The organism is Mycetocola sp. Y719 (assembly GCF_056713205.1).
In genome coordinates this window covers 138,433-163,692 of sequence record NZ_JBWYGY010000004.1, presented here as the reverse complement: position 1 = coordinate 163,692, position 25,260 = coordinate 138,433, and the positions used below count along the sequence as shown (strand labels likewise).

Sequence of the window (25,260 nt, the reverse complement as noted above, 5' to 3'; positions counted from 1 at the left end):
TCAGACGACCTCTGACTCGATCGGGTGCGGCTCGAGCAGATCGACGACCCCGCCGAGGATCTCGGACGGACGGAATGGGTACTTGTTGATCTCGGCCTCATCGCTGATCCCGGTCAGAACGAGGATGGTATGCAGGCCGGCTTCGATCCCGGCAACGACGTCTGTGTCCATCCGGTCGCCGATCATGCCGGTGTTCTCCGAGTGCGCGCCGATCTTGTTGAGTGCCGAGCGGAACATCATCGGGTTGGGTTTGCCGACGATGTACGGCTCCTTCCCCGTCGCCTTCGTGATCAGGGCGGCGATGGCGCCGGTGGCCGGCATCGGGCCGTCTGCGCTCGGACCGGTGGCGTCCGGGTTCGTCGCGATGAACCGTGCCCCGTTGTTGATGAGCCGGATCGCCTTCGTGATCGCCTCGAACGAATAGTTCCTGGTCTCGCCGACCACAACGTAATCAGGGGCCGTCTCGGTCATGATGAAACCGGCCTCGTGCAGTGCGGTGGTGATCCCCGCTTCGCCGATGACGAAGGCGGAGCCGCCTGGCATCTGATCCTTGAGGAAGGCGGCCGTGGCGAGTGCCGACGTCCAGATGAACTCCTCGGGCACGTCGAGGCCCGAGGCTCGCAACCGCGCACTGAGGTCGCGCGGTGTGAAGATCGAGTTGTTCGTGAGCACGAGGTAGGGCTTGCCCTGGTCGCGCCACTGCTGAAGGAGGTCGGCGGCACCGGGGAGCGGGCGGTTCTCGTGCACCAGCACGCCGTCCATGTCGGTCAGCCAGCACTCAACTTCGTCGCGTCTTGTCATGCAGCAACTCCTTCGCTCATGGCCAGTTTAGGGTCACCGGTCGGGCGTCAGGCGCTGAGCCAGATCGCCGTGCGTGCAGGGGCGGGCAGTGCGATCCGTGTCGACCCGACGGTGAGGGACCCAGGAGCGACCGATACCGTCGTTCCCACTCCGATGCCGGACGCCTCGAGCTCACGCAACAGCGAAGGGTCCCTGTCGCTGATCCGCAGGATCGCCCCGGTGTGCCCCTCTGTGGCCTCCTCGAGCAGGACGGCCTTCTCACGCCGCACCGACCCATCGGCCGCTGGGATGGGGTCGCCGTGCGGATCCCGGTCCGGGTGGCCCAGCCGGGCGTCGATGCCAGCGAGCAGGCGGTCGCTGATCGCGTGCTCGAGCACCTCTGCCTCGTCGTGGACCTCGTCCCAGCCGAATCCCATCTCCCGCACCAGCCAGGTCTCGACCAGCCGGTGGCGCCGGACGACGGCGACCGCCGCCGCCGTCCCTGCGCCTGTGAGGGTGATGGCGCCGTAGCGGACGTGGGTGACGAGCCCTGACGCCGCGAGCTTCTTCACCATCTCGGTGACTGTCGATGGCGCCAGCCCGAGGCGCGTCGCGAGCGCGGAGGGGGTGATGGCATCCGCCTGCCACTCCGTGTGCGCGTAGATCGTCTTGAGGTAGTCCTCGATCACCGGTTTCGACTGCTTCATGGGCTCTCCAGACTACCGGCGGGGGACTACGCGCCGCTGAACACGAGAATGAGGAGCACGGCGTTCAGCGTCACAAGAAGGACCGAGGCGATGACGCCGGCGGCGGTGGTCTGCCACCGGTTCGTGAACGTTCCGAGGATGCTCGATTTGGCGGTGAGGACGACGAGCGGAATGAGTGCGAACGGTATCCCGAACGAGAGAACCACCTGGCTGAGCACGAGAGACATGGTCGGGTCGAATCCGAGCCCGAGGATGGCGAGTGCGGGGATGAGGGAGATGACCCTTCGGGTCAGGAGCGGGATGCGCACGTGGAGCAGGCCCTGCATGATCTCGGCGCCTGCGTATGCGCCGACGGACGTGGACGCGAGTCCTGATGCCAGAAGGCCGACGGCGAAGAGCGTGGCGACGACGGCGCCGAGGGAGGACTCCAGCGCGGCGTGTGCGCCCTCGAGGCTGTCTGTACCAGGCACCCCGGCGAGATTGGCCGCAGCGAGGAGCAGGATGGCGAGGTTGACGCTCCCGGCGATCACCATGGCGATGGAGACATCCCACCGGGTCACGGTCAGGAGCCGTTTCGTCGTCAGCCCCGGCGCGCGAACCGCGAAGCGGTCCCGGCTCAGGGCCGAATGCGCGTAGATGGCGTGGGGCATGATCGTCGCTCCGAGGATCGAGGCGGCGAGCAGAACCGAATTGGCATCCTCGAAGCGCGGAACAAGGCCTGACACGACCCCGGCGGCGTCGGGCGGAGCGAGGAAGACCCCGGCGCTGAAGCCGACGGCGATGATGATGAGAAGGCTCATGATGACGAACTCGAAGGCCCGAGGACCACGCCGGGACTGTACGGCGAGCATCACCATCGAGACAGTGCCCGTGATCAGCCCGCCGACGATGAGCGGCAGGTCGAACAGGAGGTTGAGGGCGACGGCCCCGCCGATGACCTCAGCCAGGTCGGTGGCCATGGCGACGAGCTCCGCCTGTAACCAGTACGCGAGGCGCCCTGGGCGGGATCGGATGCGTTCACCGAGGATCTGAGGAAGGCTCTTGCCCGTGACGATGCCGAGCTTGGCCGACAGGTACTGGATCAGCCAGGCCATGGTGTTGCCTGCGACGACGACCCAGACGAGCAGGTAGCCGTACTGGGCGCCTGCGGTCATGTTGCTTGCGACGTTGCCTGGGTCGAGGTAGGCCACCCCGGCGACGAGTGCCGGTCCGAGCAGCCAGAGCAGTCGTGGCGGCCGGGGGAGCGGGCGGGCTGGCGGGTCGACGGTGACCGCAGAAGATTTCGGCATACCGAAACCATAGCCGGATTTCGGCTGACCGAAAAGGGTGGGCCGCGGTGTCCTGCCTGCCGCCGCCTGGCGCGGTTAGGGTGGGAGGGTGCCAGACGCTGCAGAGAACCCGAGTCACGAACTGTCGACGAACGGAGTCGGACCGTGGCAGGGGGAGTGGCCAGAAGAGACCTGGTTCGACCAGGACCTGCTCATCCACGGTGACACCCGCAACGTCATCGACCGGTACCGGTACTGGAAACTCGACGCGATCGTCGCTGACCTCGACGAGCACAGGCATCCGTTCCACGTCGCCATCGAGAACTGGCAGCACGACATGAACATCGGTTCCATCGTGCGCACCGCGAACGCGTTCGGGGCGGACACGGTCCACATCGTCGGCCGGCGTCGCTGGAACAAGCGCGGCGCCATGGTCACCGACCGCTACCAGCACGTACTCCACCACGCTGACGTCGCCGGGCTGGTGGACTGGGCGAGGGCGGAAGACCTGCCGATCCTCGGGATCGACAACGTCCCAGGGTCTGTGCTGATCGAGACCTTCGCCCTGCCTGAGCGGTGCCTCATGCTGTTCGGCCAGGAGGGGCCGGGCCTGTCTCCAGAGGCCATCGCAGCATCGGATGCCGTCCTCGAGATCAGCCAGTTCGGGTCGACGCGCTCCATCAACGCGTCAGCCGCCGCGGCCGTCGCCATGCACGCGTGGGTGATGCAGCACGTCAGCTTTCCCCGGATCGGGGTCTGATCGGGGCAGAGGGGGTAGCGTGAAGCCATGACTGAGATCACCGACGATCTGCCCGCCATCCTCCTTCGTGAGGAACACGCCGGCTGGAAGGCCATTCTCGCGGGGCACGGCGGTGAACACTATGCGCGGTCGATGACGAAGGACGCCCTGATGATCGTCGAGGGCGCTGCGATCGGCCGTGATGAGGTCACCGCCTCGTTCGCGGGAGTGGTGCCGTGGGACTCGTATGAGATCCACGAGCCGGCCATCGTCCGCCTCGGGGAACGGGCGGGTGTCGTCGCGTACCGCGCGGTGGCCAGGCGAGGCGATGACACCGTCGAATTGCGGATGTCGACGACCTATCTCTACGGCGGCGGGAGCTGGCACGTCGCTCTACACCAGCAGACGCCAGCCTGACAATACGGGGTAATGATCTGGCGCGGTGTCGGCGGGGTTGTCTACGCTAAAGCGAAGCGGGGCCACCCGATCGGCCTCAACCCAGGGGGACGTCCGCCATGATCAGGTTCGACTCGGTATCCAAGAGGTTTCCTGACGGCACGCTCGCCGTCGACGATTTCAGCCTGACGATCCCCTCGCGCACGACCACTGTGCTGGTCGGATCGAGCGGGTCGGGCAAGACGACCCTCCTGCGGATGATCAACCGCATGGTCGACCCGTCGAGCGGCTCCATCCACATCGACGACGACGACATCTCCAACCTCGAGCCGGTCAGACTCCGTCGGAGCATCGGCTACGTGATGCAGAACTCAGGGCTGCTTCCGCACCGGACAGTCGCAGACAACATCGCCACCGTCCCGCTGCTGAACGGCACGAAGCGCGCGGCCGCGCGCGACGGTGCCCTCACCCTGATGGACACCGTCGGCCTCGACCGCTCGCTCGCGGAACGCTACCCCTCACAATTGTCCGGCGGCCAGCAGCAGCGCGTCGGTGTGGCGCGTGGCCTGGCCACAGACCCCAACATCCTGCTCATGGACGAGCCGTTCGGAGCCGTCGATCCGCTCGTCCGCAGCGAACTCCAGCAGGAACTGCTGCGGATCCAGAAAGACCTCGCAAAGACCATCGTCTTCGTGACCCACGACATCGACGAGGCCTTCCTCCTCGGCGACCAGGTCGTCATCCTCAAGACCGGTGGCCAGATCGCCCAGGTCGGGACCCCAGCAGACATCCTTGCGAACCCGGCCGACGAATTCGTCGACACCTTCATCGGCGCGGACCGCGGCCGGCGCGCCCTACGGATCGAGGAGGTCTCCGGCCGCCAGGTCGTGATCGACGGCACGGGGCGCCTCGCCGGCATCCTCACCGAGAGCACATCGACATGACCTGGGTGCTGGCGAACATCGAGCAGATCTGGGAACTCACCCTCGCCCACGTCCTGCTGAGCATCCTGCCGATTCTCGGGGGATTCCTCATCGCCGTGCCGATCGGCTGGCTCGCACACCGCTACCGCGTGTCGCGAGGGATCCTGCTCACCGTGTGCGGACTGCTCTACACGATCCCCTCTCTCGCCCTCATCGTCGCCATGCCGACCGTGCTCGGCACCCGCATCCTCGACCCGGCCAACCTCATCGTCACCCTGACCATCTACGCCGTCGCCCTCATGGTCCGGACCGCGACGGATGCCTTCGATGCCGTCTCAGCGGACGTCGCGCAGTCGGCCACCGCCGTCGGCTTCGGGGTGTGGCGCCGGTTCTGGCAGGTTGAGCTTCCCCTCGCAGGTCCCGTTCTGCTCGCCGGTCTTCGGGTGGTCTCCACGAGCACGGTGAGCCTGGTCACGCTCGGTGCCCTCGTCGGGATGTCCGGCCTCGGCTACCTCTTCACCGACGGCTACCAGCGCAACTTCCCGACCGAGATCCTCACCGGCATCGTCGGAACCGTCCTCATCGCCGTCGTCTTCGACGTGCTGCTGGTTCTGGGCGGGCGGATGCTGCTGCCGTGGGCGCGGGTCGACGCGGCGGCGAGACGCAGCGCGACAGCGGCCAGGACGAAAGCGGTCGCGGCATGAACGCCTTCATCGACGCGTTCGCCTGGATCTCGGATCCCGCCCACTGGGTGGGGCCGGACGGCATCCCCACCCGGATCGCCGAGCACCTGGCCTACACGGGGCTGACCGTGTTGATCGCGATCCTCATCGCTGTCACTCTCGGGCTGTACATCGGCCACACCGGCCGCTGGCGCGGGATCTCGATCGCGGCGACCGGCGCATTGCGTGCACTCCCGACACTGGGGTTGCTCACCTACCTGGCCATCGCGTTCGGCTTCGGCATCCGTCTCGCACTCATCCCCACGGTCATCGTCCTGGTCGTCCTCGCCATCCCGCCGTTGCTCGCCGGTGCCTACTCCGGGATCGAGTCCGTCGACCCCAGGACCGTCGATGCGGCACGCTCCATGGGCATGACGGAGTGGCAGATCTTGTGGAAGGTCGAGATACCGCTCGCGCTTCCGCTGATCATCGGGGGAATACGGTCGGCAGTGCTTCAGGTTGTGGCTACTGCGACGGTTGCCGCATACATCTCGCTTGGAGGTCTTGGCCGCTACATCATCGACGGTCTCCCGGTGCGCGATTACACCAAGGTCCTCGTCGGAGCACTGCTCGTCACACTCCTCGCCCTCGTGCTCGAGGGCATCCTCATCCTCATCCAACGACTCACCATTCCGGCGGGCGTCCGGGCAATCCAGACGACGCCATCACTCCGAACACCTCGGAAGTCCGTTCCGAGCGCGGTAGCACCCTCCCGCGCCGGATAGACAGCTCCGCACCACCCCACACAGTTAGGAAGTTCGATGTTCACTTCACGACGCGGCCGATTCGCCGCAGGAATTCTCGCAGCGGGAGCGGTTCTCTCTCTCGCGGCATGCGCTTCAGGCGATCCCCTCGAGCCGGCAGACGAGCCGGCCGGTGATTCCGAGACGATCACGGTCGGGGCGGCCGGGTTCGCCGAGTCCGAGATCATCGCCCAGATCTTCGCCCAGGGCCTCGAAGCCAACGGCGTGACCGTGGAGTTCGCCGGCCAGATCGGCCAGCGCGACGTCTACGTCAAGGCTCTCGAAGACGGCTCGATCGACCTCATCCCCGATTACAGCGGCAACCTGCTGCAGTTCTTCGACGCCGAGTCGGAGGCGAAGTCGAGCGAAGAGGTCTTCGCCGCCCTTCCCGACGCGCTCCCCGATGGGTTCGAGGTCCTCGACCAGGCCGAGGCCGAAGACAAGGACAGCTACAACGTCACCAAGGAGTTCAGCGAAGACAACGGGGTCACGAGCCTCGCCGACCTCGCCGACCTCGACGTTCCGCTGATCGTCGGAGGCAACCCCGAATTGAACGAGCGACCGTACGGCCCCCAGGGACTCACCGAGATCTACGGCGTCGACGCGGCGAACATCACGTTCGTCCCCGTCAGCGACTCGGGCGGACCTCTCACCACCGGCGCCCTGCTGGACGGGACGGTCAACATCGCCGACATCTTCTCGACCACCCCGTCGATCAAGGAGAACGGTTTCGTGACGCTCGAGGACCCGGAGAACATGATCCTCCCGCAGAACGTCCTGCCGCTCATCAACTCCGACAAGGCATCCGACACGGTGAAGGAAGTCCTGAACGCGATCTCGGCCGAGCTGACGACCGAGGACCTCATCGAACTGAACGCACGCAACCAGGGCGACGAGAAGGCCTCGCCTGAGGCTCTCGCCAAGGACTGGCTTGCTGAGAAGGACCTCTTCTAGGTCTCTCTCGCCAAAGCGGGTGCCGAATGGCACCCGCTTTGGGTCAATGCGACTCGCCCTGACCCTCCAGACAGAACGCGCTTTTTCTGCCACGATGAAAAGATGCGTTTGCGTTTTCGTTCTCTTATCGCGGCCGTGACACTGGGCGTCGTGCTCGCTGCCGGCGCGATCGCCGTGCCTGCCAGTGCAGCTCCCAGCTACCCCAGCTGGGACGACGTCAAGAACGCCCGCGCGAACGAATCCGCGAAGAAGACGCAGATCGACCAGGTCAAGAAACTGATCGAAGACCTGCGCAATGCATCAGCGGCAGCAGAGGAAGCCGCAGCGGTCGCCGCATCCGAATACCAGGACGCCCTCATCGTGGCCCAGGACGCCGAACAGAAGTCGGCAGACCTGAAGACGCGTCTCGAAGAGGCACAGGCCGCCGCGGACTCTTCCGCGAAACAGGCCGGATCACTCTTCGCCCGGATGGGGCGGACGAACTCATTCGATGTCACCGCCAGCCTGCTGGTGGACTCGAAGAACGCCGACGACACGCTCTACAAGCTGGGCGCCATAGACAAGCTCACCAGCCTCTCCACCCAGCTCCTCGACGAAGCCGAGCAGGACGCGAACCAGGTCACCTCCCTGAGCGAGCAGGCGGTCGTCGCGGCCACAGTGCTCGAGGAGGCCCGGGCTGAAGCCGAAGTGAAACTCCAGGAGGCTGAAGCCGCTGCAACAGCTGCGGCTGCGGCCGTTGCTGAGCAGGAGAAGCACGAGGAAACTCTGCTCGGCCAGCTCTCCTACCTCGAAGGCAAGACCGCGACCGTCGAAGCCGGCTACGCAGCGGGCGTCGCCGCAGCCAAGAAAGCCGCGGCAGAGAAGGCCGAACGTGAGCGCAAGGCTGCGCTCGCTGCGGCTGCTGCAGCGGCCGCGAACGGCGGCGGCGGCGGCGGCGGTGGCGGCGGTGGCGGCGGCTCGAACGCCGGAGCGACCGGAACGTACTTCCACCCGTCGGCACAGGGCTGGTGGCGACCGCTCCCCGGCTACATCAGCTCCTGGTATGGACCGCGACCGATCATCTGCGGTGGGACCGGATGTTCGGTCTCCTTCCACAGCGGCATCGACTTCGCCAACCCCTGCGGCAAGGGCATCAGGGCCATCGCGGGCGGAACGGTCACGCTCGCCGGTTACGAAGGTGGCTTCGGTAACCGGGTGATCATCAACCACGGCGGCGGGGTCAAGTCGATCTACGGACACCTCCGTTCCGGTTCGTTCCGGGTCAGCGCCGGCAGCTGGGTGAGCGCCGGCTCGCTGATCGCGAGCGTCGGAGACACCGGTGTCGCGACCGGGTGCCATCTCGACCTGAAGATCTATATCAACGGCAACCACGTCAACCCGGCGCCGTTCCTCCGGGCTCGCGGCGTCTCGGTCTAGGACATCCACCAAGCGGTGCGCCCTGCCCTCCTGCTGCTGAGGCGACGCGGTAGGCTAGACGCGTGACTGGAGACAATCTGCTTGGAGTGCCGGAGACACGCCTTCCGGCGGAGCCCGAGGTCGTCGACGCGCTCGACCGCTCGACCACCGTCGACGACATCGCCGCAGTGGCCGGGTCCTACCCGACCTCGTCACTGGCCTGGGCGCGTCTCGCAGAAGCATCGTTCGACTCGGCGCACCCGGTCACGGCCTACGCATACGCCCGTGTCGGTTATCACCGCGGGCTCGACGCGCTCCGCAAGGCCGGGTGGCGAGGACAGGGACCGATCCCGTGGTCGCACGAGCCGAACCAGGGGTTCCTCCGCTCGCTCTATGCCCTCCGAAACGCAGCGGATGCCATCGGCGAGGTCGACGAAGTGACCCGACTGACCGAGTTCCTCCGTGACGCCGATGAGACCGCGCCTGCGCGGATCGAGACCGAGGGTCTTCCGCTCGAACCGCCCCCATCGACTGAAGTCTTCTTCATCCGGGGACAGGACTAGGCCGACCAGGCCACCGACGGCCGTCGCAAGATTTTTCCGTAGGCAAAGAAGGAGCATCCGCCATGCCAGCAATCGTGATCGTCGGCGCCCAGTGGGGCGATGAGGGCAAGGGGAAAGCGACTGACCTCCTCGGCAGCAGAATCGACTACGTCGTGAAGTTCAACGGCGGCAACAACGCCGGCCACACCGTCGTCGTCGGCGACGAGAAGTACGCGCTGCACCTGCTGCCATCCGGCATCCTCACCCCAGGGGTGACCCCGGTGATCTCGAACGGTGTCGTCATCGACCTCGAGGTGCTGTTCCACGAGCTGGAGGCTCTGAGTGCCAGAGGCGTGGACGTGTCCCGCCTGAAGGTGTCGGCGAATGCCCACGTCATCACGCAGTACCACCGCACTCTCGACAAGGTGACCGAGCGGTTCCTCGGCAAGCGCCAGATCGGCACAACCGGGCGGGGGATCGGACCAGCGTACGCGGACAAGATCAATCGCGTCGGCATCCGGATCCAGGACCTGTTCGACGAGAACATCCTCCGGCAGAAGGTTGAAGGCGCTCTCGACGTCAAGAACCACATGCTGCTGAAGATCTACAACCGCCGCGCCATCTCCGCTGACGAGATCGTCGAAGACCTGCTCTCGTACACCGATCGTCTGCGCCCGATGGTGGCAGACACCGCACTCGAGCTGCACGAGGCACTCGAACGCGACGAGATCGTGCTGTTCGAGGGCGGGCAGGCCACGATGCTCGACGTCGACCACGGCACATACCCGTTCGTCACGTCGTCGAGCGCGACCTCAGGGGGAGCGGCGACCGGTTCCGGTATCGCCCCGAACCGGATCGACCGGGTCATCGCCATCGTGAAGGCCTACACGACCCGCGTCGGTGCCGGCCCGTTCCCGACCGAGCTCTTCGACGCATCTGGAGACCACCTCAGGTCCCGTGGGTTCGAGTTCGGCACCACCACAGGGCGTCCGCGCCGGGTCGGCTGGTACGACGCGCCGATCGCGCGCTACGCTGCCCGCATCAACGGCGTGACCGACTTCGTGCTGACCAAGCTCGACATCCTCGACGAACTCGACACGATCCCGGTCTGTGTCGCGTACGAGGTCGACGGAGTCCGCTACGACGAGATTCCGGTGTCCCAGTCGGACTTCCACCACGCGACGCCGATCTACGAGGAGTTCCCCGGCTGGAAACAGGACATCTCGGGTTGCCGCACGTTTGAGGAGCTACCGAAGAACGCGCAGGATTACGTGCTCGCGCTCGAAGACATGAGCGGATCGCGCATCTCCGCCATCGGTGTCGGACCGGGGCGCGACGCCATCGTCGTACGCCACGACCTGATCGACTAAGCCATGACCGAGCCGGTGGCGGATGCCGCGGAGGCGCGCCTGGACGACGGCGACCGTCGCGCGCCCGACGCTGGTCGGGACGTCGACCAGGCGGATGCAGTGACGGCCAGGCATCGGCACGTGCGGCCGGCGAACCCGTGGACCGTCGTGAACCGGGTCGGCGGCACACTGCTCAAGGTCGTGAGCTGGGTCGTCCTCGTCGTCTGTGGGCTGCTGATCGTGGCATTCGTCCTCGTTCCCCGGATCGCGGGCGCGACGCCGTACACCGTGCTGACCGGGTCGATGCGGCCGACGATGCCGCCAGGGACCACGGTCGTGGTGAAGCCGATCCCCTTCGCCGACATCCAGGTCGGCGACGTCATCACCTACCAGATCAGTTCGGGGGAGCCGGCCGTCGTCACGCACCGCGTGATCGGGGTCAACGTCACCGCCGAAGGAATCCGGCTCGAGACGCAGGGAGACGCGAATCCGTCGCCGGACGCGGAACTCGTGCGCGAGGAGCAGGTGCGCGGAAAGGCCTGGTACTGGCTTCCGATGATCGGCTACGTGACGAACGGTGTGTCAGGGGACACCAGGACCTGGCTCGCGCAGGGACTGGGGATAGCGCTCATCGGATACGCGGTGGTCACCCTCGTCGTCGTGGCCGTCCGCGGTGGCAAGAAGAAGGGCGCGAAGGACTCCGGTGATGAGCCGGTGTCGAGCGAGAACCCCGACACGGGGAACGGCACCGAGGTCAACGCGACCCCGGAAGATGCGGTCTATCCTGCGGACGAGAGCGCGGAAGACGTGATCTACCCCGCGCCCTCGTCAGACCCGCCGCCGCGCTGAAACCTCACCAGCGATGCGCGACATCGATGACGAGCCTGCTGCCCGTCCCCGGTCCGTCCAGGATGAACGTCCTGAACGGTAGCCGCGCCCGTACGCCGAGGCCGAGGTTGGTCTGGCCCTCGAAGCTGCCTGCGTACGCCACCTGTCTGAACGTCGTGAATCCGCTGACGTTCACGAGCTCACGCAGGTTGCCCGGCGTCCACACCTGCTGCCCCGCCGAGTTGTAGTTCGGTAGGAAGGCGACGATCTGCAGGTCTGCAGCGCCACGAAGCGGAACGGCGATTCCGGATCCATCCTGTCTCACCACACTGACGTAGCGCACGTCGTAGCCCCGGATGTCTCCCCTCACGTCGAGGACGAACCGGTCGTAGCAGGTATGACGCCCGGCTCGAACGCCGGTGGGCGATGCGTTCGGGGCGCCGACGCGTTGCACGTCAGGGAGCGACCCCCAGGTGATGCCGCAGTACGGTGCGGCGGTCGCAGCAGGTCCGGTCGACACGAGAAACACCGCGCCGAGCAGGATGCTGATCAACAATGCAAAGGAACGCTTCATCGCGGTCCCCTCCTCAGAGTTCAGGCCCCTCACCGCACATGGTACGCCCGCGGATTCGCTTGCGGGAGAGCCTGAATGTCACGGATCCGGCGTCATTTCGCCGGCCGAGCCCAGCGTCCTCAGCGCGGATCGCAACTCTTGCGGAAATCTTGAGCCAACCCTGCGGCCTGAAGCCAGAATTCTTGGAACCTTGCGGCTGTACTGGTCGCTTCTTGACACTCGTTCGGAAATATCAATCTTGTTCGAAGCGCAAGGCGAGAACATCCCAGACTCTGAGTAGCTCCTCCGCTGCCAGGCCGAATGAAGGACACACCATGAAGAAGTTCAGCATGAAGAAGACCACAGCAGCAGCCGTCGCCGCAGCCGTCGGAGCAGCGCTGCTCCTCGGTGGAGCGGGCACCCTCGCTTACTGGTCCGACACCGAGACCAGCGCGACCCAGACGATCTCCTCGGGAAGCCTCGACCTCGGCACCCTGTCAGACGGCACCTGGACCGTCACCAACGGATCCGTCGTGAACGCCGCATACACCGGCGCCATCGTCCCCGGAGACAAGCTGACCAAGACGGTCAACATCCCGGTCACCCTCTCCGGCCAGAACATCAACGCAACTCTCGCGGTGACGACTCCTGCCGTCAACACGGCCCCCAACCTGAGCAATGCAGACCTCGCCAGCGCGCTCACCGTTTCCGTCGCTTCGGTCGGCGGCGACGCCGGCGCAAGCAAGACCTTCACGGGAGCAAAGACTGCCACTCCGACGGTGCCGGTCGTCATCACGGTCGAGTTCCCCTTCGGAACCACCGCGGACGCCTCCGACCTCACCGAGCTGAAGTCGATCTCCTTCACCTCGAAGTACACGCTCACGCAGATCGCGCGGTAACAAGCTCCACCTTGCAGCGGAGGCGGGATCAGCCCCCGAGCTGATCTCAACGGGCCCTGTCGTGTACCCGACACGGCAGGGCCCTTATTCCTGCAAGCAGCGCCACAGCACGAACCGCACAACGACCACCAGCACCACGACCACACCGCACGGAAGGAGCCATCATGAAGAAGTCGACCCGCACTCTTCTCGGCACCTCCGCAGCAGCACTACTCGGCGCCGTGCTCCTTCTGAGCAGCGCCGGCACTCTCGCCTTCTGGTCTGACACCACGACCAGCGCGACCCAGTCGATCTCCTCAGGAACCCTGGACCTCGGCACCATCGGGCTCGGCAACATCCCGGCCGCGACGATCAAGCAGTGCCCCACGCCGACCACCTGCACCACCCCCGTCGCCTACGGCGGCGGAGCGATCGTCCCCGGTGATGTCATCGCCGCCACGATCAACGTTCCGGTCACCCTGGCCGGCCAGAACCTCAAGGCCCGGTTCACCGTCACCCCGTCGAAGGCCGCAGCCACCACCGCAGCCGCTGACGTCGCGCTCCGCGACGCGGTGTCCATCACCGTGAAGTCGGTCAACGGGACCGCGGCGACCGGAACCCCGTCCAACACCACGCTCACGCCGTCCCAGGTCACAGGCGGAACCGTCCCCGTGGTCATCGAAGTGAGCTTCCCCTGGGGCACGACCGGCCAGTACAACACCGCGATGGGCGGCAACGTCTCCCTCGGCGCCGTGTACACCCTGACGCAGATCGCAGGGTAGCGATCCTCATGTCCATCGACTCGAACCGCAGCCGCACCGTTCCTGCGAAGCCCGTGATCCTCGCGGGCGTCGCCCTCCTGACGGCGTTCGCCCTTCTCGGTGGGCCGGTCACCTTCGCCTTCTGGAACGACCAGGAAACGCAGAGCCCCCAGGTCATCGACTCGGCCAGCGGTTTGTCCCTCGACGCCACCGTCACGTCAGCCTCATACGCCCTCGGGACCCTCAGCTCAACGGTCGCGTCGTCCACGACCGGACTCGTCCCCGGCACCCGCGGCCAGCGACTCACCTACTCGATGACGAGCGGGACCACTGATGGAGTCCAGGGCTACATCTCCGGAACGATCGCCGCAGCAGCCAAGACCGCGTGGGCATCCGTCTACTCCGCCGGCTACCTGACGGCCGCAATCGCGTCGAGCGGAACCTGCACCGTCGACTCCACCCCGACCATCGTCGGCGGCGCCCTGACGTGGTCGTTCTCCACCGCGGCCGGGCAGACCGTGAAGCCCGGGCAGACCTGCACCATCGTGCTCGACCTGTCCATCCCTGCGGTCAGGAACGGCGTCGATGTGTCGCGCGCGCTCCTGGCGTCCCGCGGAACCAACACGGTGATGAACCCGCTCGCCGACTTCACTGCGACCGCGCTTCTCACCCAGGTTCCCCGTGCGGAGGAAAACTGATGTCGGCGCTCAGACGATTCCGGATGTCGCACGTCGTCGCGATCGCGACGCTGGCAGCAGCGGCGATGATCATCGTCGGTTTGCCCGCAGCCACGACCGGCGCCCACCTCACGGCCAGCGACGCCGCGACCGGCGGGGCAGGGGTGGGGAACTGGTGCTCAGTGCCCAACCCCACCGTCTCGACCAACGTCTACAAGCTCAGTGACTTCACCGAGATCCAGGCTCCAGAGAGCACGACGAACGCGTCGGCGCCGAAGACCACCGTCAGGATGCTTGTCCTTCCCGTCGTGAACGACGGAAGCTTCGACCCGATCGAACCGCTCCCGGCGCAGGTCGGCGGCGTGGACAATCAACTCGGAGCACGCCTGTGGAGCTGTACCCCCGGCATGAGCTCGACCCAGTCGATCAAGCTCACTGCCTGGCGTGGCAACTATGCGTCGACCTCGGCCGCCGCGTGGGTCTGGGATGTCGCCCCGACCACTGCTGTCCCGTTCGCACAGGCGCGCCTGAACACGAGCGCGACACTTGCGATCAACGGTGCGACGACGAACGCGACACGTCCGGGCGTCGAGATCCGCGACGCGCACCGGGGGATCAACAGCCTCGGCGGCCAGTCGGGTGCGAACGCCGACCCGGTGACCATGCGTTACAGCTGGATGCTCACGAACGGCCGCACCAAGAACGCCGACTCCGTCAACGACCCGACGTGTGCGAGCAAGACCTGCCACGTCGACGGCGGGGCAGGGGTGACGAATTTCAACAACGTCTTCTCCGGCGTCGACACGGCGCCGGCGTCCAACGCCGTGTTCAAGAACTCCACGACGTACCTCGCCGAGAAGTACTACTCGGGGGCAGGCTTCTGGCCGTCGACGACAACGACGACGACCCAGATCCAGTGCCGGTCCAGGTACGTGTGGGAGAACTGGAGCGAGAACTGGAGCAACAGCGCGACCGCCTGCCCTGAGAACAACTTCCTGAGGCAGTACCAGCAGCGGGAGATCCAGGTGCCGGTCACGGTCGACTCCACGCCGACCGTCACCCCCACCGTCATCGCGCCGCGGGGGACGAGCTCCATCGACTCCGTGCTCCGCGACACGACAGGGACGAAGATCCAGTACGTCGTCCTCGAGTGGTGGGGCACAGGCACCCCGCCAGCCGACCTCGAAGTCGAGGTGTTCGTGGCATGAACACACACGTCATGAGCCGTCTGGCCCGCGCAGCCGCCGGAGCGATCGGCGTCGCCCTCGTCGCAACTCTCGCGTTTTCCGGGGCCGCAAGTGCAGCCGCAGACACCGAGGAGCGCGCGCTCGCGCTGACCCGCGAAGACGGCAGCCCCATCGGCACGCTGTTCAGCGACTGGACCATGGTCCCTGGCGACATCGTCACCACGAAGGTGGTGGCCCACCGCACCGGAGGCGGGGTGTCCAGCCTTCTGATCACCCTCGGCGACGACTCGACCGACCAGAGAGCGACGCCGACGCCTGTCCAGAAGGATGTCGTCATCACCGTCGCAGGCAACGGGACCACGTTCCGGTCGACCGCAGCCGAGCTGCTGAGGGGAGACGTCATCTTCGACCTCGGCCGCAGTTCGATCGCGAGCGTCCCGATCGACGTCACGTTCGAACTGCCGTTCAGCTCAGGAAACGCCACCCAGTTGCAGTCGCTCGACCTGTCGCTCGTGGTCGTCGCCGCAGACACAGAGGTCGACCCAGGCGAGACCGGCGGTGGGTCGGCGACACCTCCCGGCGATGCCGGGTCACTGCCGAACCTGCCCTCCACCGGGGCATCCGTTCGCGACGCGCTGATCGTCGCCGCCGTTGCCACCTGTTTGGGCCTGCTCCTCATTGGGGGTCGCCGCCGTCGTGACGAAGCGGTCGACCCCGACTAGAGTTGGCTGTGTTCGAAACTGATCGAACACCACGGCGCTCACTGGAGTGCGCGGCACTTCCGGGGGGAAAAGCACCACATGGCAGAGGACAGAGGCCGTACCGCTGTCGTCATCGAGGATGACGCCGACATTCGCGGACTTGTCGAAACCGTTCTGCGCCAGGCCGGGTTCGAGGTCAGCTCGACGGCCAGCGGAACAGAGGGTGTCGAACTCGTCCGCGAGAAGAGCCCGAGCATCGTCACGCTCGACATCGGGCTGATCGACATCGACGGCCTCGAAGTGGCACGTCGCCTCCGTCTCTTCACCGACTGCTACATCGTGATGCTCACCGCGCAGTCCGACGAGGCCGACCTGCTGTTCGGCCTCGAATCGGGGGCTGATGACTACGTCATCAAGCCTTTCCGTCCGCGAGAGCTCCGCGCCCGCATCGAGGCAATGCTCCGCCGCCCCCGGGTCAGCCAGCTGGACCTCGTCGACCCGCCCAGCCCTGCCACCGGTGTGAGCGATGTCGTCGCGCCCACCGCAGCAGCGGAGCCGGCGCCCCAGCCGGCCGCACCGGCAGACGACGTCGAACTCGTCTACGTCCACAACGGCCTCACGCTCAACGCCGACACGAGGACGGTCGAACTCGACGATGTCGAACTCGACCTGACCCGCACCGAGTTCGATCTGCTCCGCTCCCTGCTGCACAGCAAGCGGCGAGTCCGTTCGAAGGCGGACCTCGTCCGTGAACTCCGCGACGAGGTGTACGTCGCCAACGATTTCGTCAGTGAGTCGGAGGAGCGCTCGATCGAGGTGCACTTCGCGAACCTGCGACGGAAGCTCTCGGACGACCCGAAGCGTCCCCGCTGGATCGAGACGGTCCGGGGCGTCGGCTACCGACTGTCACCCAACCAGAACTGAGTCAGAGAAGGACGGGCCGCTCAGGCGGCGTGTTCGCGGCTCTGACGGCTGCGTGCTGCGGCCAGAGCATGAACGGTCTCCTCGCCGATCGAGCGGAGGGACTCAAGGATCGGCAATGCGTCATCGAGGCGGCCGGAGCGAACGACGCGTTCGAGTTCGCAGCCGTATGCTCCGAGCTGGGCGGCGCCGACCATCTGGCTCGACACCTTGATGCTCAGCGCGCAGTCATAGATCGCCGCATAATCCCTGGTCGCCACGGCCTCGGCGGCGCGGCGCAGTCGCTCGGGCCAGTGATTGATGAACGTGGCGACGAAGCCGTCGAGAGCGTCTTCATCCTGGTCGAGCGAGGCGAGCAGCGCGGCGAGGGCGGTGTGGTCGAGAAGGGGCAGATGCCCGGTGTCATCAGGGGGTAGTGCGGCGTTAGGGGGGAGTATCACCGCACACACCAATCCTGGTCATCCACCGGGTATCTGCCCGTGAGCGGTATTCGGGTTGCCGCCTGCTTCGATCATGGTCGCCGATGATCAGGATCAGGCAACGGCGAAGCTCAAGTTTTCGCTAATTTTCGACACCACTTTGGGGGGTGCGCCTTGAGGATCGCCGCGGGAGCATCACCGCGACGTCACCTGCGAGTACCGGCGGATGCTGAGCGGAACGAAGATGACGAGGAGGATCACGATCCAGAGCAGCGTGGCGGCGACGGCGTTCTGCTGCATCCATGTGTCGCCGACGGGCGTGCCTGGCGGCACGTTGCCGAAGAGCTCCCTCGCCGCCTGTACGAGTGCGGTCACCGGGTTGTATTCCGCGATCGTCTGCAACACGGGCGGCAGCGTCTCACTCGGCACGAACGCGTTCGAGATGAAGGTCAGGGGGAAGAGCACGAGGAACGAGACATTGTTGATGACCTCGGGGCTGCGCACCGTCATGCCGAGGAAGGCCATCATCCAGGACAGCGCGTACGCGAACCCGAGCAGGAGCACGACGCCCAGGGTGGCCTCGAGGAAGCTGGACCGGATGCGCCAGCCGACGACGAGACCGGTCGTCATCATCACGGCCATCGAGATGGCGTTGATGAGCAGGTCGCCGTTCGTCCTCCCGATGAGCACGGCAGACGGGCTCATCGGGAGCGAGCGGAACCGGTCGATGATGCCGTCCTTGAGGTCCTGGGCCATGGCCGAACCGGAGTACGTCGACCCGAACACCACCGTCTGTGCGAAGATCCCGGCCATGATGAACTCGGTGTACGTGCTGCCGGGGATGTCGATGACGCCGGCGTACACGTAGGTGAACAACAGCACGAACATGATCGGCTGCAAGGTCGTGAAGACGAGGATGTCCGGAACCCGTTTGATCTTGATGAGATTCCTGCGGGTCGTGATCCAGCCGTCATTGAGCCAGCGCGCGACCGGCCCTGGGCCCGCTGGGATCTCCACACGATCGGTGGTCGACGTGGTCACGGGGCCTTCTCCTTCGTCGTCTCGGGTTCCGCGTCGAGCGTCGCGGCATGCCCCGTCAGCCTGAGGAAGACGTCGTCGAGCGTCGGTCGCCGCATGCCGGCGTCGAAGAGCGCGACATCGTGCCGCTCCAGGTCTCCGAGGATCAGCTGGAGGGCCTCAGGCCCGCTCGCGACGCTCACGGTCACGGTCCTGCCATCGTTGGACACCTGGGGTTCCGCGGTTCCGTACCTGCGGAGGACGTCGACGGTGGCAGGTGCGTCCCCGGCTGTGACGAGGTTGAGCTCGACGCGCTGCCCGCCGACGGATGCCTTCAGCTCGTCCGCGGATCCCCTCGCGATCACCTTCCCGCCGTCGATGACGCTGATGTCGTCTGCGAGCTGGTCAGCCTCCTCCAGGTACTGCGTGGTGAGCAACACCGTGGTTCCCTCGCGCACAAGGGAACGGATGATGTCCCACATGCCCAGCCGGCTCCTGGGGTCGAGTCCCGTCGTCGGCTCGTCGAGGAACAGGACCTGGGGTCTGGTCACGAGCGATCCGGCAAGGTCGATCCTGCGCCGCATGCCTCCGGAGAACCCCTTCACCGGTCGGTTCTGCGCCTCCGTGAGGTCGAAGAGGTCGATGAGTTCCCGAGCCCGCGCGCGCGACGCCTTCGCGCCGAGGTGGTAGAGCCGGCCGACCATGTCGAGGTTCTCGAACCCGGTCAGGTTCTCGTCGACCGCTGCGTACTGGCCGGAGACGCCGATGATCGGCCGGATCGCCTCCGGTTGGCGCAACACGTCGATGCCGCCGATGGTCGCTGTCCCGCTGTCTGGCACGATCAGCGTGGTCAGGACCTTCACCGCGGTTGTCTTGCCTGCGCCGTTCGGCCCGAGCACGGCGGAGATCGTTCCCCTGGGCACGTCCAGGTCGAGGCCGTCGAGCGCGTGGACCGGCTCGGCTCCCTTGGGTGTGTATGTTTTTCTGAGGCCGACGGCCTCGACGAAATTCATCCTCCGACGGTACTACCCACCCGCCCGTCGCTGTCAACAGGTCAGGCAGGCGAATCAGACCACGCTGAATCCCTCTGGCAGCGTCTCTCGCCCGGTGAGCGCCATCAGCACCTGCTCCCCGTCTCCCTTGCGGGCGGCGATCCCGGCCGCGAGGGCTGCGGCCTCCTCGATCAGATCCGGGTCGAACACTGCCTCCTGGTCTGTTGCCCTCGCGATGTCGATCGAGTGGACGACGAGCTCGAACACCCGGGTCCTCAGATACTCGTCGAGCGGGATACCCATGCCGCCGAGCGACACAAGTCGTGACGGTTCCTGTGCGAGGATCAGCGCGAGCGCCCGCTCTTTGAGAGCCTCGATTCGTTCGACCTGTTCGTCCCCGAGCGCGATCCCGGCAGCGACGCCGCGCTGGGCGATGGCCTCCGGGTTCGTGTAGACGAGGTAGATCTGCCCGTAATAGTCGCCGGCCGTCTCCATGTCGACCTGGCTGGCAGGGTCGAGCTCGAGGTAGTCGCAGACGGTGATCAGCGCTCTCGCGGTGTGGCCGACGAGCGAGCGGACGCTCCACACGCCGAGGCCGAGCGTCTCCCACTGGTCGGAGCGGATGCCGCGGACCAGGCCGACGAAGACGTCGGCTGCGCGGGAGAAACTGGCGGCTGTGCCCATGGTTCATGCTTGCACGATCTGCTGCCAGACTGAAGAGCATGGCACAGTTCGACGTTTCCAACCCGCTCTTCTGGCTCGGTTCGTACACCGAGAATGCGGGCGGCACCGGTGCCGGACTCAGCGCCCTGAGGCAGGAGGATCGCGGCACGCTGCATCCGCTCTCGTCGTCTGCCCTCGACTCACCCTCCTTCGTCGCCACCCACCCGACCCTGCCCGTCGTATACGCCGCGCTCGAACACTCGGGAACCGTCGAGGCGCTCGCCCGCCGTGGCGAGTTCGGCCTCGTCCCGCTCGGCCGGCCGATCGAAGCGGGCGAAGCGGTCTGCCAGCTCACCGTCACGCCGGACGGGGCGGCCCTGATCGCCAGTTGCTACGGAGACGGGCGGATCGTCGTGTTCGCGCTCGCCGCCAACGGCTCGTTCGCGGCGGACGGCGTCGTCGGTGCCGCATCGAACGATCCGTACGGCAACCCGCTCGCCGCCCAGGCCGCCGCAGACGAGCCCGTCGACTTCGGCGACGACCCCTTCGCCGAGCTTGCCCTGCGCAAAGCCGTCACGGATGCCGCGATCGACAGGCCGTCCAGGGCGCACGCCTCCCTCGTCCTGCCTGAAGGCCGGATCGCAACGACCGACCTGGGCCACGACACCGTCCGGATCTGGGCCAGGAACGGCACCCGGCTCTCGCCTAGCCAGGAGATCGTCCTGCCGTTCGGCGTCGGACCCCGCCACCTCATCGCCCACCCGTCTGGCCACGTCCACGTCGTGACGGAGTACTCGAACGAGATCTTCACGCTCGCCAGGGGAGACGACGGGAAGTGGCGCGTCGTGGCATCCGTCCCCGCGACGGCGGACACGATCGAAGAGGGCGACAACGCTTCGGAGATCAGCCTCGCGGCGTCTCGCGAGCAGGTGCACGTCTCCATCCGCGGCACGAACCGGGTGAGCACGGTGGCCATCTCGGGCGATGGCTCCGCGCTTCGGCCGATCGCCGACGTCGACAGCGGTGGCGACTGGCCGAGGCATCACGCCGAGTCAGGCGGACTCCTTCACGTCGCCAACGAGAGGTCGGGCGATGTGGCGAGTTTCCGTCTCGACGCACGGGGGGTGCCGTCGAAGAAGCTCGGCTCGATCGAGACGGGTTCCCCCACCTGCCTCGTTCGTGCCAGGGCGTGACCGGCCGGCTCATCTCCCTAAACTGGACCGGTGACTGCAGCGATACCCGTCAAGGCCCCGCTTCCCGGCCGGTTCATCCGTCTCGACCCGATGACACCGGACGACTACCCCGGCCTGTTCGAGGCGATCGCCGTGCCAGAGGTCTTCGCCGGGGGCTACGGAGGAGGCGCAGCAGGGCTGCCCCGCGATGTCGATGAGTTCGCCGTCTTCGCGTCGGGCTACTTCAGTCGCGGGTCGAATCAGTCGTTCACGATCAGGCTCGTCGGCGGCGATCACGACGGGCTGATCGTCGGCACGTCGACACTCGGCGATTTCGACACCGCCAGGGAGCACGCACATATCGGCTGGACGGCGTACACGCCGCAGGTCTGGGGCACAGCGGTGAATGCGGAAGCGAAACTGCTGTTGCTCGGGCTCGCTTTCGACTCCGGGTTCGGCCGGGTGAAGATCCAGGCGGATGAGCGCAACGACCGGTCCCGTGCGGCGATCGAGAGACTCGGCGCGACCTTCGAGGGGCTGATCCGCCGCGACCAGAAAAGGGCGGACGGGACGTGGCGGACGACGGCCCTCTTCTCGGTGATCATCGACGACTGGGCGGATGTCCGTGCGGGCCTCGAGGCGCGACTCTCCCGCTTCGACGGCGCCGTCGCGATGCGGCCGGTCTGAACGGCAGGATCTCTCTGTTCCGTGGCCGATATCCGCCAGTGGACGTCGGCGGGCGACGGTAGATTTGGCGGGTGACCAACCCCCGCTCCACGCGCACCGAATCGACGACGATCCCCGGCCAGACGGCATCCGCCGGGGCGCCTGCCGCTGCCAACCCGCGGATCGTCCTGCAGTTCGTCGGAATGGGGCTGATCTGGGGTGCCAGCTTCCTCTTCATGAAGGTAGCGCTCACCGGGGTCTCGTTCGGTCAAGTCGCCTGGAGCCGGATCATGCTCGGTGCGCTCACCCTCGGTGTCGTCGCTCTGATCACCCGAGCCCGCTTCCCCCGGCAACCCGTCGTGTGGCTGCACTACACCGTGATCGCGATCACCTTCTGCGTCGTGCCCTACCTGCTCTTCGCCTGGGCCGAGCAGTACATCTCGTCGAGCCTCGCCTCGATCTTCAACGCCGTCACGCCGATCACCACGGCGATCATGGCCACCCTCGTCTTCCGGGTCGAAAAGCTCAACTGGGGGCAGATCCTCGGAGTCCTCGTCGGCATGGTCGGCGTCGTGGTGATCGTCGCACCGTGGCAGGTCGGCGCCCTGCTCGGTGACTGGCGGGGCCAGCTCGCCTGCCTCGGCGCCGTCACCTGCTACGGCTTCGCGCTCGGCTACCTTCGTCGGTTCCTCGCACCGTACAAGGTGCCGTCGATCACGGCCGCGTTCATGTACATCGGCATCGCGGCGGTTCTCATGCTTCTCCTCACACCGATCGTTGCGTGGCAGCCGGTGAGCCTCGACATCTGGGTCGTGCTCAGCCTGATCGGACTGGGCGCCCTCGGCACGGGGATCGTATACATCTGGAACATGAACGTCCTCGCGGCATGGGGGCCGACCGCGACGAGCGGCGTCACCTACGTGACACCCATCGTCGGCGTGATCCTCGGAGTGCTCCTGCTCCAGGAGTCCCTCGGCTGGCACGAGCCCCTCGGAGCTGCCCTCGTCTTCGTCGGCATCCTGCTCACCCAGCAGCGCATCCGGCTGCACCGCCGCACCGTCGCGTAGCTTCACAACGTCACTCCCGAGGATGACACCGGGTCACCCTCGGGCACGATGTGCGGATGCCGGCGGGCGGCGAGGCTGTAAGCATGAATAATTCTTCTTCCATCCTGTCCGGGTCCGCCCTCGTCAAGACCTACGGCCCGAGCACCGCGCTTGCCGGGGTGGACATCTCGATCCGGGCCGGTGAATCCGTGGCGATCATGGGTGCGTCCGGTTCCGGAAAGACCACGTTGCTTCACACCCTCGCCGGTATCACCGCGCCGGACTCCGGCAGGGTCGAGTTCTCGTCGGCAGCCGGCCCCGTCGACGTCACCGCAATGAACGAGCGTGAGCGCTCACGGTTGCGTCGGGAGGCTTTCGGCTTCGTCTTCCAGCAAGGGCTCTTGATCCCCGAGCTCACCGCCATTGAAAACACGGCACTTCCGCTCATGCTTGCCGGGTATCCCCGTCGCGAAGCCGAGGGGCGTGCCCAGCACTGGCTTGCCGCACTCGGCCTCGGCGGGATGGAAACGCGCCGCATCGGTGAGCTGTCGGGTGGCCAGGCGCAGCGTGTCGCCATCGCCAGAGCCCAGGTCACCGGAGCAACGGTCGTCTTCGCAGACGAGCCCACCGGAGCACTGGACTCAGCGACGAGCGAGGACGTACTGAGCGCGCTGCTCGGCTCCACTGTCGGCCAGGGCCACGCTCTCGTCGTGGTCACCCACGACGAGAGCGTTGCTGCCCGCTGCTCCCGTGTCATCCGCCTTCGTGACGGCCGTATCCTTCCTGACGGTGCTGCCGTCGGCGCCGCGGCAGGATCGACCGGGAATGTGGTCCCCGCGTGACCGCGACAATGACGGTCACGCCACCCCTCGCATCCGCTTCTCGTCCCTCTGGTCGTGCGCCCATCGTGAAACTGACCTGGCTGCTGGCCAGACCGAGCGCCCAGAGCGCAGCGGTGCTCGTGTTGCCTGCGATCGCCTTCGCGGTGACGACCGCGCTCATGCTCATCGTGCTCGGCGGCGGACTCATGTTCTGGCGCTGGACAATCGACGACAACCCTGACGCAACGCTGTACCAGACGTTGAGCGTGCTCGCCCTCGTGCTGCTGCTCGTGCCGCTGGCCTCGCTCGGCGGCGCTGCAGCGCGGTTGTCGGCTCGTCGGCGCGACGATCGGCTCGCCACGCTGCGGCTGCTCGGAGCAACGCCGGGCGTCGTGACGCGCATGACCGTGCTCGAGTCGACGGCGATCGCGGTACTGGGTTCCCTTGCCGGCATCGTGCTCTACCTGATGGCGATGCCCCTGGTGGGTCTCATCTGGTTCGGAGGTGGCCCGATCGGTGCCGGGGAGCTGTGGGTGGGACCCGGAGTTCTCGCACTCGTCGTGGTGGCGGTAGCCGCACTCGCCGCGATCAGCGCAGCCATCGGCCTGCGGCAGGTGACCATCTCACCGCTCGGCGTTCGCACCAGACAGACCGCACCGCGAATGCACTGGTTACGCATCGTGATCGGGGTCGTCGCCATCCTCGCCGCCTATGCCCTTCTCGGGACGATGACGGGCATCGCCGACGTGGCGCTCACCATAGCGGTGCTCGGCACCGGGATCGGGATCGGAATCGGGGTGCTCAACCTGATCGGGCCGTGGGCCATCGGCATCGCCGCGAAGATCTCGCTGCGCCGCGCGAAGACCCCAGCAAAGCTCATCGCGGCTCGCGGCATTCTCGAATCCCCCAAGGCCGCGTGGAGGCAGGTGTCCGGTGTCGCCATGACGAGCTTCATCGCGGTCGTGGCGGGAACCGGAATCGCTTTCGTGAACACCCTCACCGGCGATTACGAGCAGGACACCCTGACGCTGCTCGCCGACGTCCGCACGGGCATCATCATCACCGTTGTGATGAGTTTCCTCATGGTGGCCTGTTCTGTGGGAGTGAACCAGGCTGCGAGCATCCTCGACCGTCGCGACCTCTATGTCAGCCTCGACCGGCTGGGGATGCCGCGTGAGATCATCGAGAGCTCGCGGTCCCGCACCATCATGAGTCCCTTGCGATTCGTCGCCTTCGGTTCAGCGCTCATCGGAGCCGTCCTCGTCCTTCCACTCGTCGGGATCACGTTCATTGTGGCCCCGGCGTCGCTGCTCGTCATCGCCGGGTGCCTCCTCGGCGGGGTGCTCCTGGTCTGGCTCTCGCTCAAGGCCACGAGCCCGGTTCTCACCCGGGTTCTCAGCCAGCCCGAGCGCCTCTGAAAAGCTGGTGATGCCCTGCGCC

Annotated in this window: 29 protein-coding genes; 21 read left to right on the top strand and 8 right to left on the bottom strand. The window is 66.5% G+C overall.

Going from position 1 to position 25,260, the window contains the following annotated elements; translation table 11 throughout:
- The 3 genes from AC1M0F_RS15260 to AC1M0F_RS15250 are packed head-to-tail and all read right to left on the bottom strand — an operon-like array spanning position 1 to position 2,776.
- On the bottom strand, positions 1 to 801 hold the full coding sequence (locus tag AC1M0F_RS15260; protein WP_480239116.1) for an HAD-IIA family hydrolase: 801 nt from the start codon (positions 799 to 801) through the stop codon (positions 1 to 3).
- 47 nt (positions 802 to 848) lie between these two features.
- Positions 849 to 1,487 carry a metal-dependent transcriptional regulator gene (locus AC1M0F_RS15255; protein WP_480239115.1) on the bottom strand — a complete coding sequence of 213 codons (639 nt, stop codon included), beginning with the start codon at positions 1,485 to 1,487 and terminating at the stop codon, positions 849 to 851.
- Positions 1,488 to 1,513: 26 nt separating this feature from the next.
- Complete coding sequence (locus AC1M0F_RS15250; RefSeq protein ID WP_480239114.1) at positions 1,514 to 2,776, bottom strand: Nramp family divalent metal transporter; 1,263 nt, start codon at positions 2,774 to 2,776, stop codon at positions 1,514 to 1,516.
- 88 nt (positions 2,777 to 2,864) lie between these two features.
- Between AC1M0F_RS15250 and AC1M0F_RS15245 the strand changes: the two genes are divergently transcribed.
- The 10 genes from AC1M0F_RS15245 (at position 2,865) to AC1M0F_RS15200 (ending at position 11,367) form a co-directional block, all read left to right on the top strand.
- Complete coding sequence (locus AC1M0F_RS15245) at positions 2,865 to 3,515, top strand: TrmH family RNA methyltransferase (protein WP_480239113.1); 651 nt, start codon at positions 2,865 to 2,867, stop codon at positions 3,513 to 3,515.
- Positions 3,516 to 3,542: 27 nt separating this feature from the next.
- Complete coding sequence (locus AC1M0F_RS15240; protein WP_480239112.1) at positions 3,543 to 3,911, top strand: DUF4440 domain-containing protein; 369 nt, start codon at positions 3,543 to 3,545, stop codon at positions 3,909 to 3,911.
- A gap of 98 nt (positions 3,912 to 4,009) precedes the next feature.
- A complete protein-coding gene (locus AC1M0F_RS15235; protein WP_480239111.1) occupies positions 4,010 to 4,834 on the top strand; it encodes an ABC transporter ATP-binding protein in 825 nt (274 codons plus the stop codon).
- On the top strand, positions 4,831 to 5,517 hold the full coding sequence (locus AC1M0F_RS15230; protein ID WP_480239110.1) for an ABC transporter permease: 687 nt from the start codon (positions 4,831 to 4,833) through the stop codon (positions 5,515 to 5,517). The genes AC1M0F_RS15235 and AC1M0F_RS15230 overlap by 4 nt, the downstream gene beginning before the upstream one ends.
- Complete coding sequence (locus tag AC1M0F_RS15225; RefSeq protein ID WP_480239109.1) at positions 5,448 to 6,260, top strand: ABC transporter permease; 813 nt, start codon at positions 5,448 to 5,450, stop codon at positions 6,258 to 6,260. Before AC1M0F_RS15230 ends, AC1M0F_RS15225 begins: the two co-directional genes overlap by 70 nt.
- Positions 6,261 to 6,296: 36 nt before the next feature.
- Positions 6,297 to 7,232 (top strand): ABC transporter substrate-binding protein, encoded by a 936-nt coding sequence (locus AC1M0F_RS15220; RefSeq protein ID WP_480239108.1) that lies wholly within the window; start codon positions 6,297 to 6,299, stop codon positions 7,230 to 7,232.
- Between the two features lie 135 nt (positions 7,233 to 7,367).
- Complete coding sequence (locus AC1M0F_RS15215; protein ID WP_480239107.1) at positions 7,368 to 8,648, top strand: peptidoglycan DD-metalloendopeptidase family protein; 1,281 nt, start codon at positions 7,368 to 7,370, stop codon at positions 8,646 to 8,648.
- A 62-nt stretch (positions 8,649 to 8,710) separates the two neighbouring features.
- Positions 8,711 to 9,190: a DUF3151 domain-containing protein gene (locus AC1M0F_RS15210; RefSeq protein WP_480239106.1), complete on the top strand. Its 480-nt coding sequence runs from the start codon at positions 8,711 to 8,713 to the stop codon at positions 9,188 to 9,190.
- A gap of 62 nt (positions 9,191 to 9,252) precedes the next feature.
- Positions 9,253 to 10,539, top strand: coding sequence for an adenylosuccinate synthase (locus AC1M0F_RS15205; protein ID WP_480239105.1), 1,287 nt, complete (start codon positions 9,253 to 9,255; stop codon positions 10,537 to 10,539).
- Positions 10,540 to 10,542: 3 nt separating this feature from the next.
- The gene (locus AC1M0F_RS15200; RefSeq protein ID WP_480239104.1) at positions 10,543 to 11,367 is read left to right on the top strand and encodes a signal peptidase I; all 825 of its coding nucleotides are present in this window, start codon (positions 10,543 to 10,545) and stop codon (positions 11,365 to 11,367) included.
- 4 nt (positions 11,368 to 11,371) lie between these two features.
- Here AC1M0F_RS15200 and AC1M0F_RS15195 read toward each other — a convergent pair whose 3' ends face one another.
- Positions 11,372 to 11,920, bottom strand: a complete 549-nt coding sequence (locus AC1M0F_RS15195) for an AMIN-like domain-containing (lipo)protein (protein ID WP_480239103.1) — start codon at positions 11,918 to 11,920, stop codon at positions 11,372 to 11,374.
- 314 nt (positions 11,921 to 12,234) lie between these two features.
- Here AC1M0F_RS15195 and AC1M0F_RS15190 point away from each other — a divergent pair, with 314 nt between their 5' ends.
- The 6 genes from AC1M0F_RS15190 (at position 12,235) to AC1M0F_RS15165 (ending at position 17,027) form a co-directional block, all read left to right on the top strand.
- On the top strand, positions 12,235 to 12,798 hold the full coding sequence (locus tag AC1M0F_RS15190) for an alternate-type signal peptide domain-containing protein (RefSeq protein WP_480239102.1): 564 nt from the start codon (positions 12,235 to 12,237) through the stop codon (positions 12,796 to 12,798).
- 164 nt (positions 12,799 to 12,962) lie between these two features.
- Positions 12,963 to 13,559, top strand: a complete 597-nt coding sequence (locus AC1M0F_RS15185) for an alternate-type signal peptide domain-containing protein (protein WP_480239101.1) — start codon at positions 12,963 to 12,965, stop codon at positions 13,557 to 13,559.
- 8 nt (positions 13,560 to 13,567) lie between these two features.
- Entirely contained in the window at positions 13,568 to 14,236 is a 669-nt protein-coding gene (locus tag AC1M0F_RS15180) for a hypothetical protein (RefSeq protein ID WP_480239100.1), read from the top strand.
- A complete protein-coding gene (locus AC1M0F_RS15175) occupies positions 14,236 to 15,423 on the top strand; it encodes a hypothetical protein (RefSeq protein WP_480239099.1) in 1,188 nt (395 codons plus the stop codon). Before AC1M0F_RS15180 ends, AC1M0F_RS15175 begins: the two co-directional genes overlap by 1 nt.
- A complete protein-coding gene (locus tag AC1M0F_RS15170; RefSeq protein ID WP_480239098.1) occupies positions 15,420 to 16,124 on the top strand; it encodes a hypothetical protein in 705 nt (234 codons plus the stop codon). The genes AC1M0F_RS15175 and AC1M0F_RS15170 overlap by 4 nt, the downstream gene beginning before the upstream one ends.
- A gap of 78 nt (positions 16,125 to 16,202) precedes the next feature.
- Complete coding sequence (locus AC1M0F_RS15165; RefSeq protein ID WP_480239097.1) at positions 16,203 to 17,027, top strand: response regulator transcription factor; 825 nt, start codon at positions 16,203 to 16,205, stop codon at positions 17,025 to 17,027.
- 20 nt (positions 17,028 to 17,047) lie between these two features.
- On the opposite strand, the gene AC1M0F_RS15160 is transcribed toward AC1M0F_RS15165, so the two are convergent.
- The 4 genes from AC1M0F_RS15160 to AC1M0F_RS15145 form a co-directional block, all read right to left on the bottom strand.
- The gene (locus AC1M0F_RS15160) at positions 17,048 to 17,464 is read right to left on the bottom strand and encodes an Hpt domain-containing protein (RefSeq protein ID WP_480239096.1); all 417 of its coding nucleotides are present in this window, start codon (positions 17,462 to 17,464) and stop codon (positions 17,048 to 17,050) included.
- A gap of 174 nt (positions 17,465 to 17,638) precedes the next feature.
- The gene (locus tag AC1M0F_RS15155) at positions 17,639 to 18,484 is read right to left on the bottom strand and encodes an ABC transporter permease (RefSeq protein ID WP_480239095.1); all 846 of its coding nucleotides are present in this window, start codon (positions 18,482 to 18,484) and stop codon (positions 17,639 to 17,641) included.
- Entirely contained in the window at positions 18,481 to 19,473 is a 993-nt protein-coding gene (locus AC1M0F_RS15150; protein ID WP_480239094.1) for an ATP-binding cassette domain-containing protein, read from the bottom strand. The genes AC1M0F_RS15155 and AC1M0F_RS15150 overlap by 4 nt, the downstream gene beginning before the upstream one ends.
- A 54-nt stretch (positions 19,474 to 19,527) precedes the next feature.
- A complete protein-coding gene (locus AC1M0F_RS15145) occupies positions 19,528 to 20,136 on the bottom strand; it encodes a maleylpyruvate isomerase N-terminal domain-containing protein (protein WP_480239093.1) in 609 nt (202 codons plus the stop codon).
- A 38-nt stretch (positions 20,137 to 20,174) separates the two neighbouring features.
- Here AC1M0F_RS15145 and AC1M0F_RS15140 point away from each other — a divergent pair, with 38 nt between their 5' ends.
- The 5 genes from AC1M0F_RS15140 (at position 20,175) to AC1M0F_RS15120 (ending at position 25,238) form a co-directional block, all read left to right on the top strand.
- A complete protein-coding gene (locus AC1M0F_RS15140) occupies positions 20,175 to 21,308 on the top strand; it encodes a lactonase family protein (RefSeq protein WP_480239092.1) in 1,134 nt (377 codons plus the stop codon).
- A 30-nt stretch (positions 21,309 to 21,338) separates the two neighbouring features.
- Complete coding sequence (locus tag AC1M0F_RS15135) at positions 21,339 to 21,974, top strand: GNAT family N-acetyltransferase (RefSeq protein ID WP_480239091.1); 636 nt, start codon at positions 21,339 to 21,341, stop codon at positions 21,972 to 21,974.
- Positions 21,975 to 22,045: 71 nt separating this feature from the next.
- A complete protein-coding gene (locus tag AC1M0F_RS15130; protein ID WP_480239090.1) occupies positions 22,046 to 23,020 on the top strand; it encodes a DMT family transporter in 975 nt (324 codons plus the stop codon).
- Positions 23,021 to 23,103: 83 nt separating this feature from the next.
- Complete coding sequence (locus AC1M0F_RS15125; RefSeq protein ID WP_480239089.1) at positions 23,104 to 23,841, top strand: ABC transporter ATP-binding protein; 738 nt, start codon at positions 23,104 to 23,106, stop codon at positions 23,839 to 23,841.
- Positions 23,838 to 25,238 (top strand): FtsX-like permease family protein, encoded by a 1,401-nt coding sequence (locus AC1M0F_RS15120; RefSeq protein ID WP_480239088.1) that lies wholly within the window; start codon positions 23,838 to 23,840, stop codon positions 25,236 to 25,238. The genes AC1M0F_RS15125 and AC1M0F_RS15120 overlap by 4 nt, the downstream gene beginning before the upstream one ends.
- Positions 25,239 to 25,260 lie beyond the last annotated feature (22 nt).

Bases quoted from the DNA above. Each gene is read 5' to 3' on its own strand.
- AC1M0F_RS15180 (WP_480239100.1), top strand. From the start codon at position 13,568: ATGTCCATCGACTCGAACCGCAGCCGCACCGTTCCTGCGAAGCCCGTG.
- AC1M0F_RS15190 (WP_480239102.1), top strand. From the start codon at position 12,235: ATGAAGAAGTTCAGCATGAAGAAGACCACAGCAGCAGCCGTCGCCGCA.
- AC1M0F_RS15175 (WP_480239099.1), top strand. From the start codon at position 14,236: ATGTCGGCGCTCAGACGATTCCGGATGTCGCACGTCGTCGCGATCGCG.
- AC1M0F_RS15185 (WP_480239101.1), top strand. From the start codon at position 12,963: ATGAAGAAGTCGACCCGCACTCTTCTCGGCACCTCCGCAGCAGCACTA.
- AC1M0F_RS15250 (WP_480239114.1), bottom strand. From the start codon at position 2,776: ATGCCGAAATCTTCTGCGGTCACCGTCGACCCGCCAGCCCGCCCGCTC.
- AC1M0F_RS15235 (WP_480239111.1), top strand. From the start codon at position 4,010: ATGATCAGGTTCGACTCGGTATCCAAGAGGTTTCCTGACGGCACGCTC.
- AC1M0F_RS15125 (WP_480239089.1), top strand. From the start codon at position 23,104: ATGAATAATTCTTCTTCCATCCTGTCCGGGTCCGCCCTCGTCAAGACC.
- AC1M0F_RS15145 (WP_480239093.1), bottom strand. From the start codon at position 20,136: ATGGGCACAGCCGCCAGTTTCTCCCGCGCAGCCGACGTCTTCGTCGGC.
- AC1M0F_RS15240 (WP_480239112.1), top strand. From the start codon at position 3,543: ATGACTGAGATCACCGACGATCTGCCCGCCATCCTCCTTCGTGAGGAA.
- AC1M0F_RS15195 (WP_480239103.1), bottom strand. From the start codon at position 11,920: ATGAAGCGTTCCTTTGCATTGTTGATCAGCATCCTGCTCGGCGCGGTG.
- AC1M0F_RS15230 (WP_480239110.1), top strand. From the start codon at position 4,831: ATGACCTGGGTGCTGGCGAACATCGAGCAGATCTGGGAACTCACCCTC.
- AC1M0F_RS15205 (WP_480239105.1), top strand. From the start codon at position 9,253: ATGCCAGCAATCGTGATCGTCGGCGCCCAGTGGGGCGATGAGGGCAAG.
- AC1M0F_RS15170 (WP_480239098.1), top strand. From the start codon at position 15,420: ATGAACACACACGTCATGAGCCGTCTGGCCCGCGCAGCCGCCGGAGCG.
- AC1M0F_RS15150 (WP_480239094.1), bottom strand. From the start codon at position 19,473: ATGAATTTCGTCGAGGCCGTCGGCCTCAGAAAAACATACACACCCAAG.
- AC1M0F_RS15140 (WP_480239092.1), top strand. From the start codon at position 20,175: ATGGCACAGTTCGACGTTTCCAACCCGCTCTTCTGGCTCGGTTCGTAC.
- AC1M0F_RS15255 (WP_480239115.1), bottom strand. From the start codon at position 1,487: ATGAAGCAGTCGAAACCGGTGATCGAGGACTACCTCAAGACGATCTAC.
- AC1M0F_RS15260 (WP_480239116.1), bottom strand. From the start codon at position 801: ATGACAAGACGCGACGAAGTTGAGTGCTGGCTGACCGACATGGACGGC.
- AC1M0F_RS15200 (WP_480239104.1), top strand. From the start codon at position 10,543: ATGACCGAGCCGGTGGCGGATGCCGCGGAGGCGCGCCTGGACGACGGC.
- AC1M0F_RS15165 (WP_480239097.1), top strand. From the start codon at position 16,203: ATGGCAGAGGACAGAGGCCGTACCGCTGTCGTCATCGAGGATGACGCC.
- AC1M0F_RS15220 (WP_480239108.1), top strand. From the start codon at position 6,297: ATGTTCACTTCACGACGCGGCCGATTCGCCGCAGGAATTCTCGCAGCG.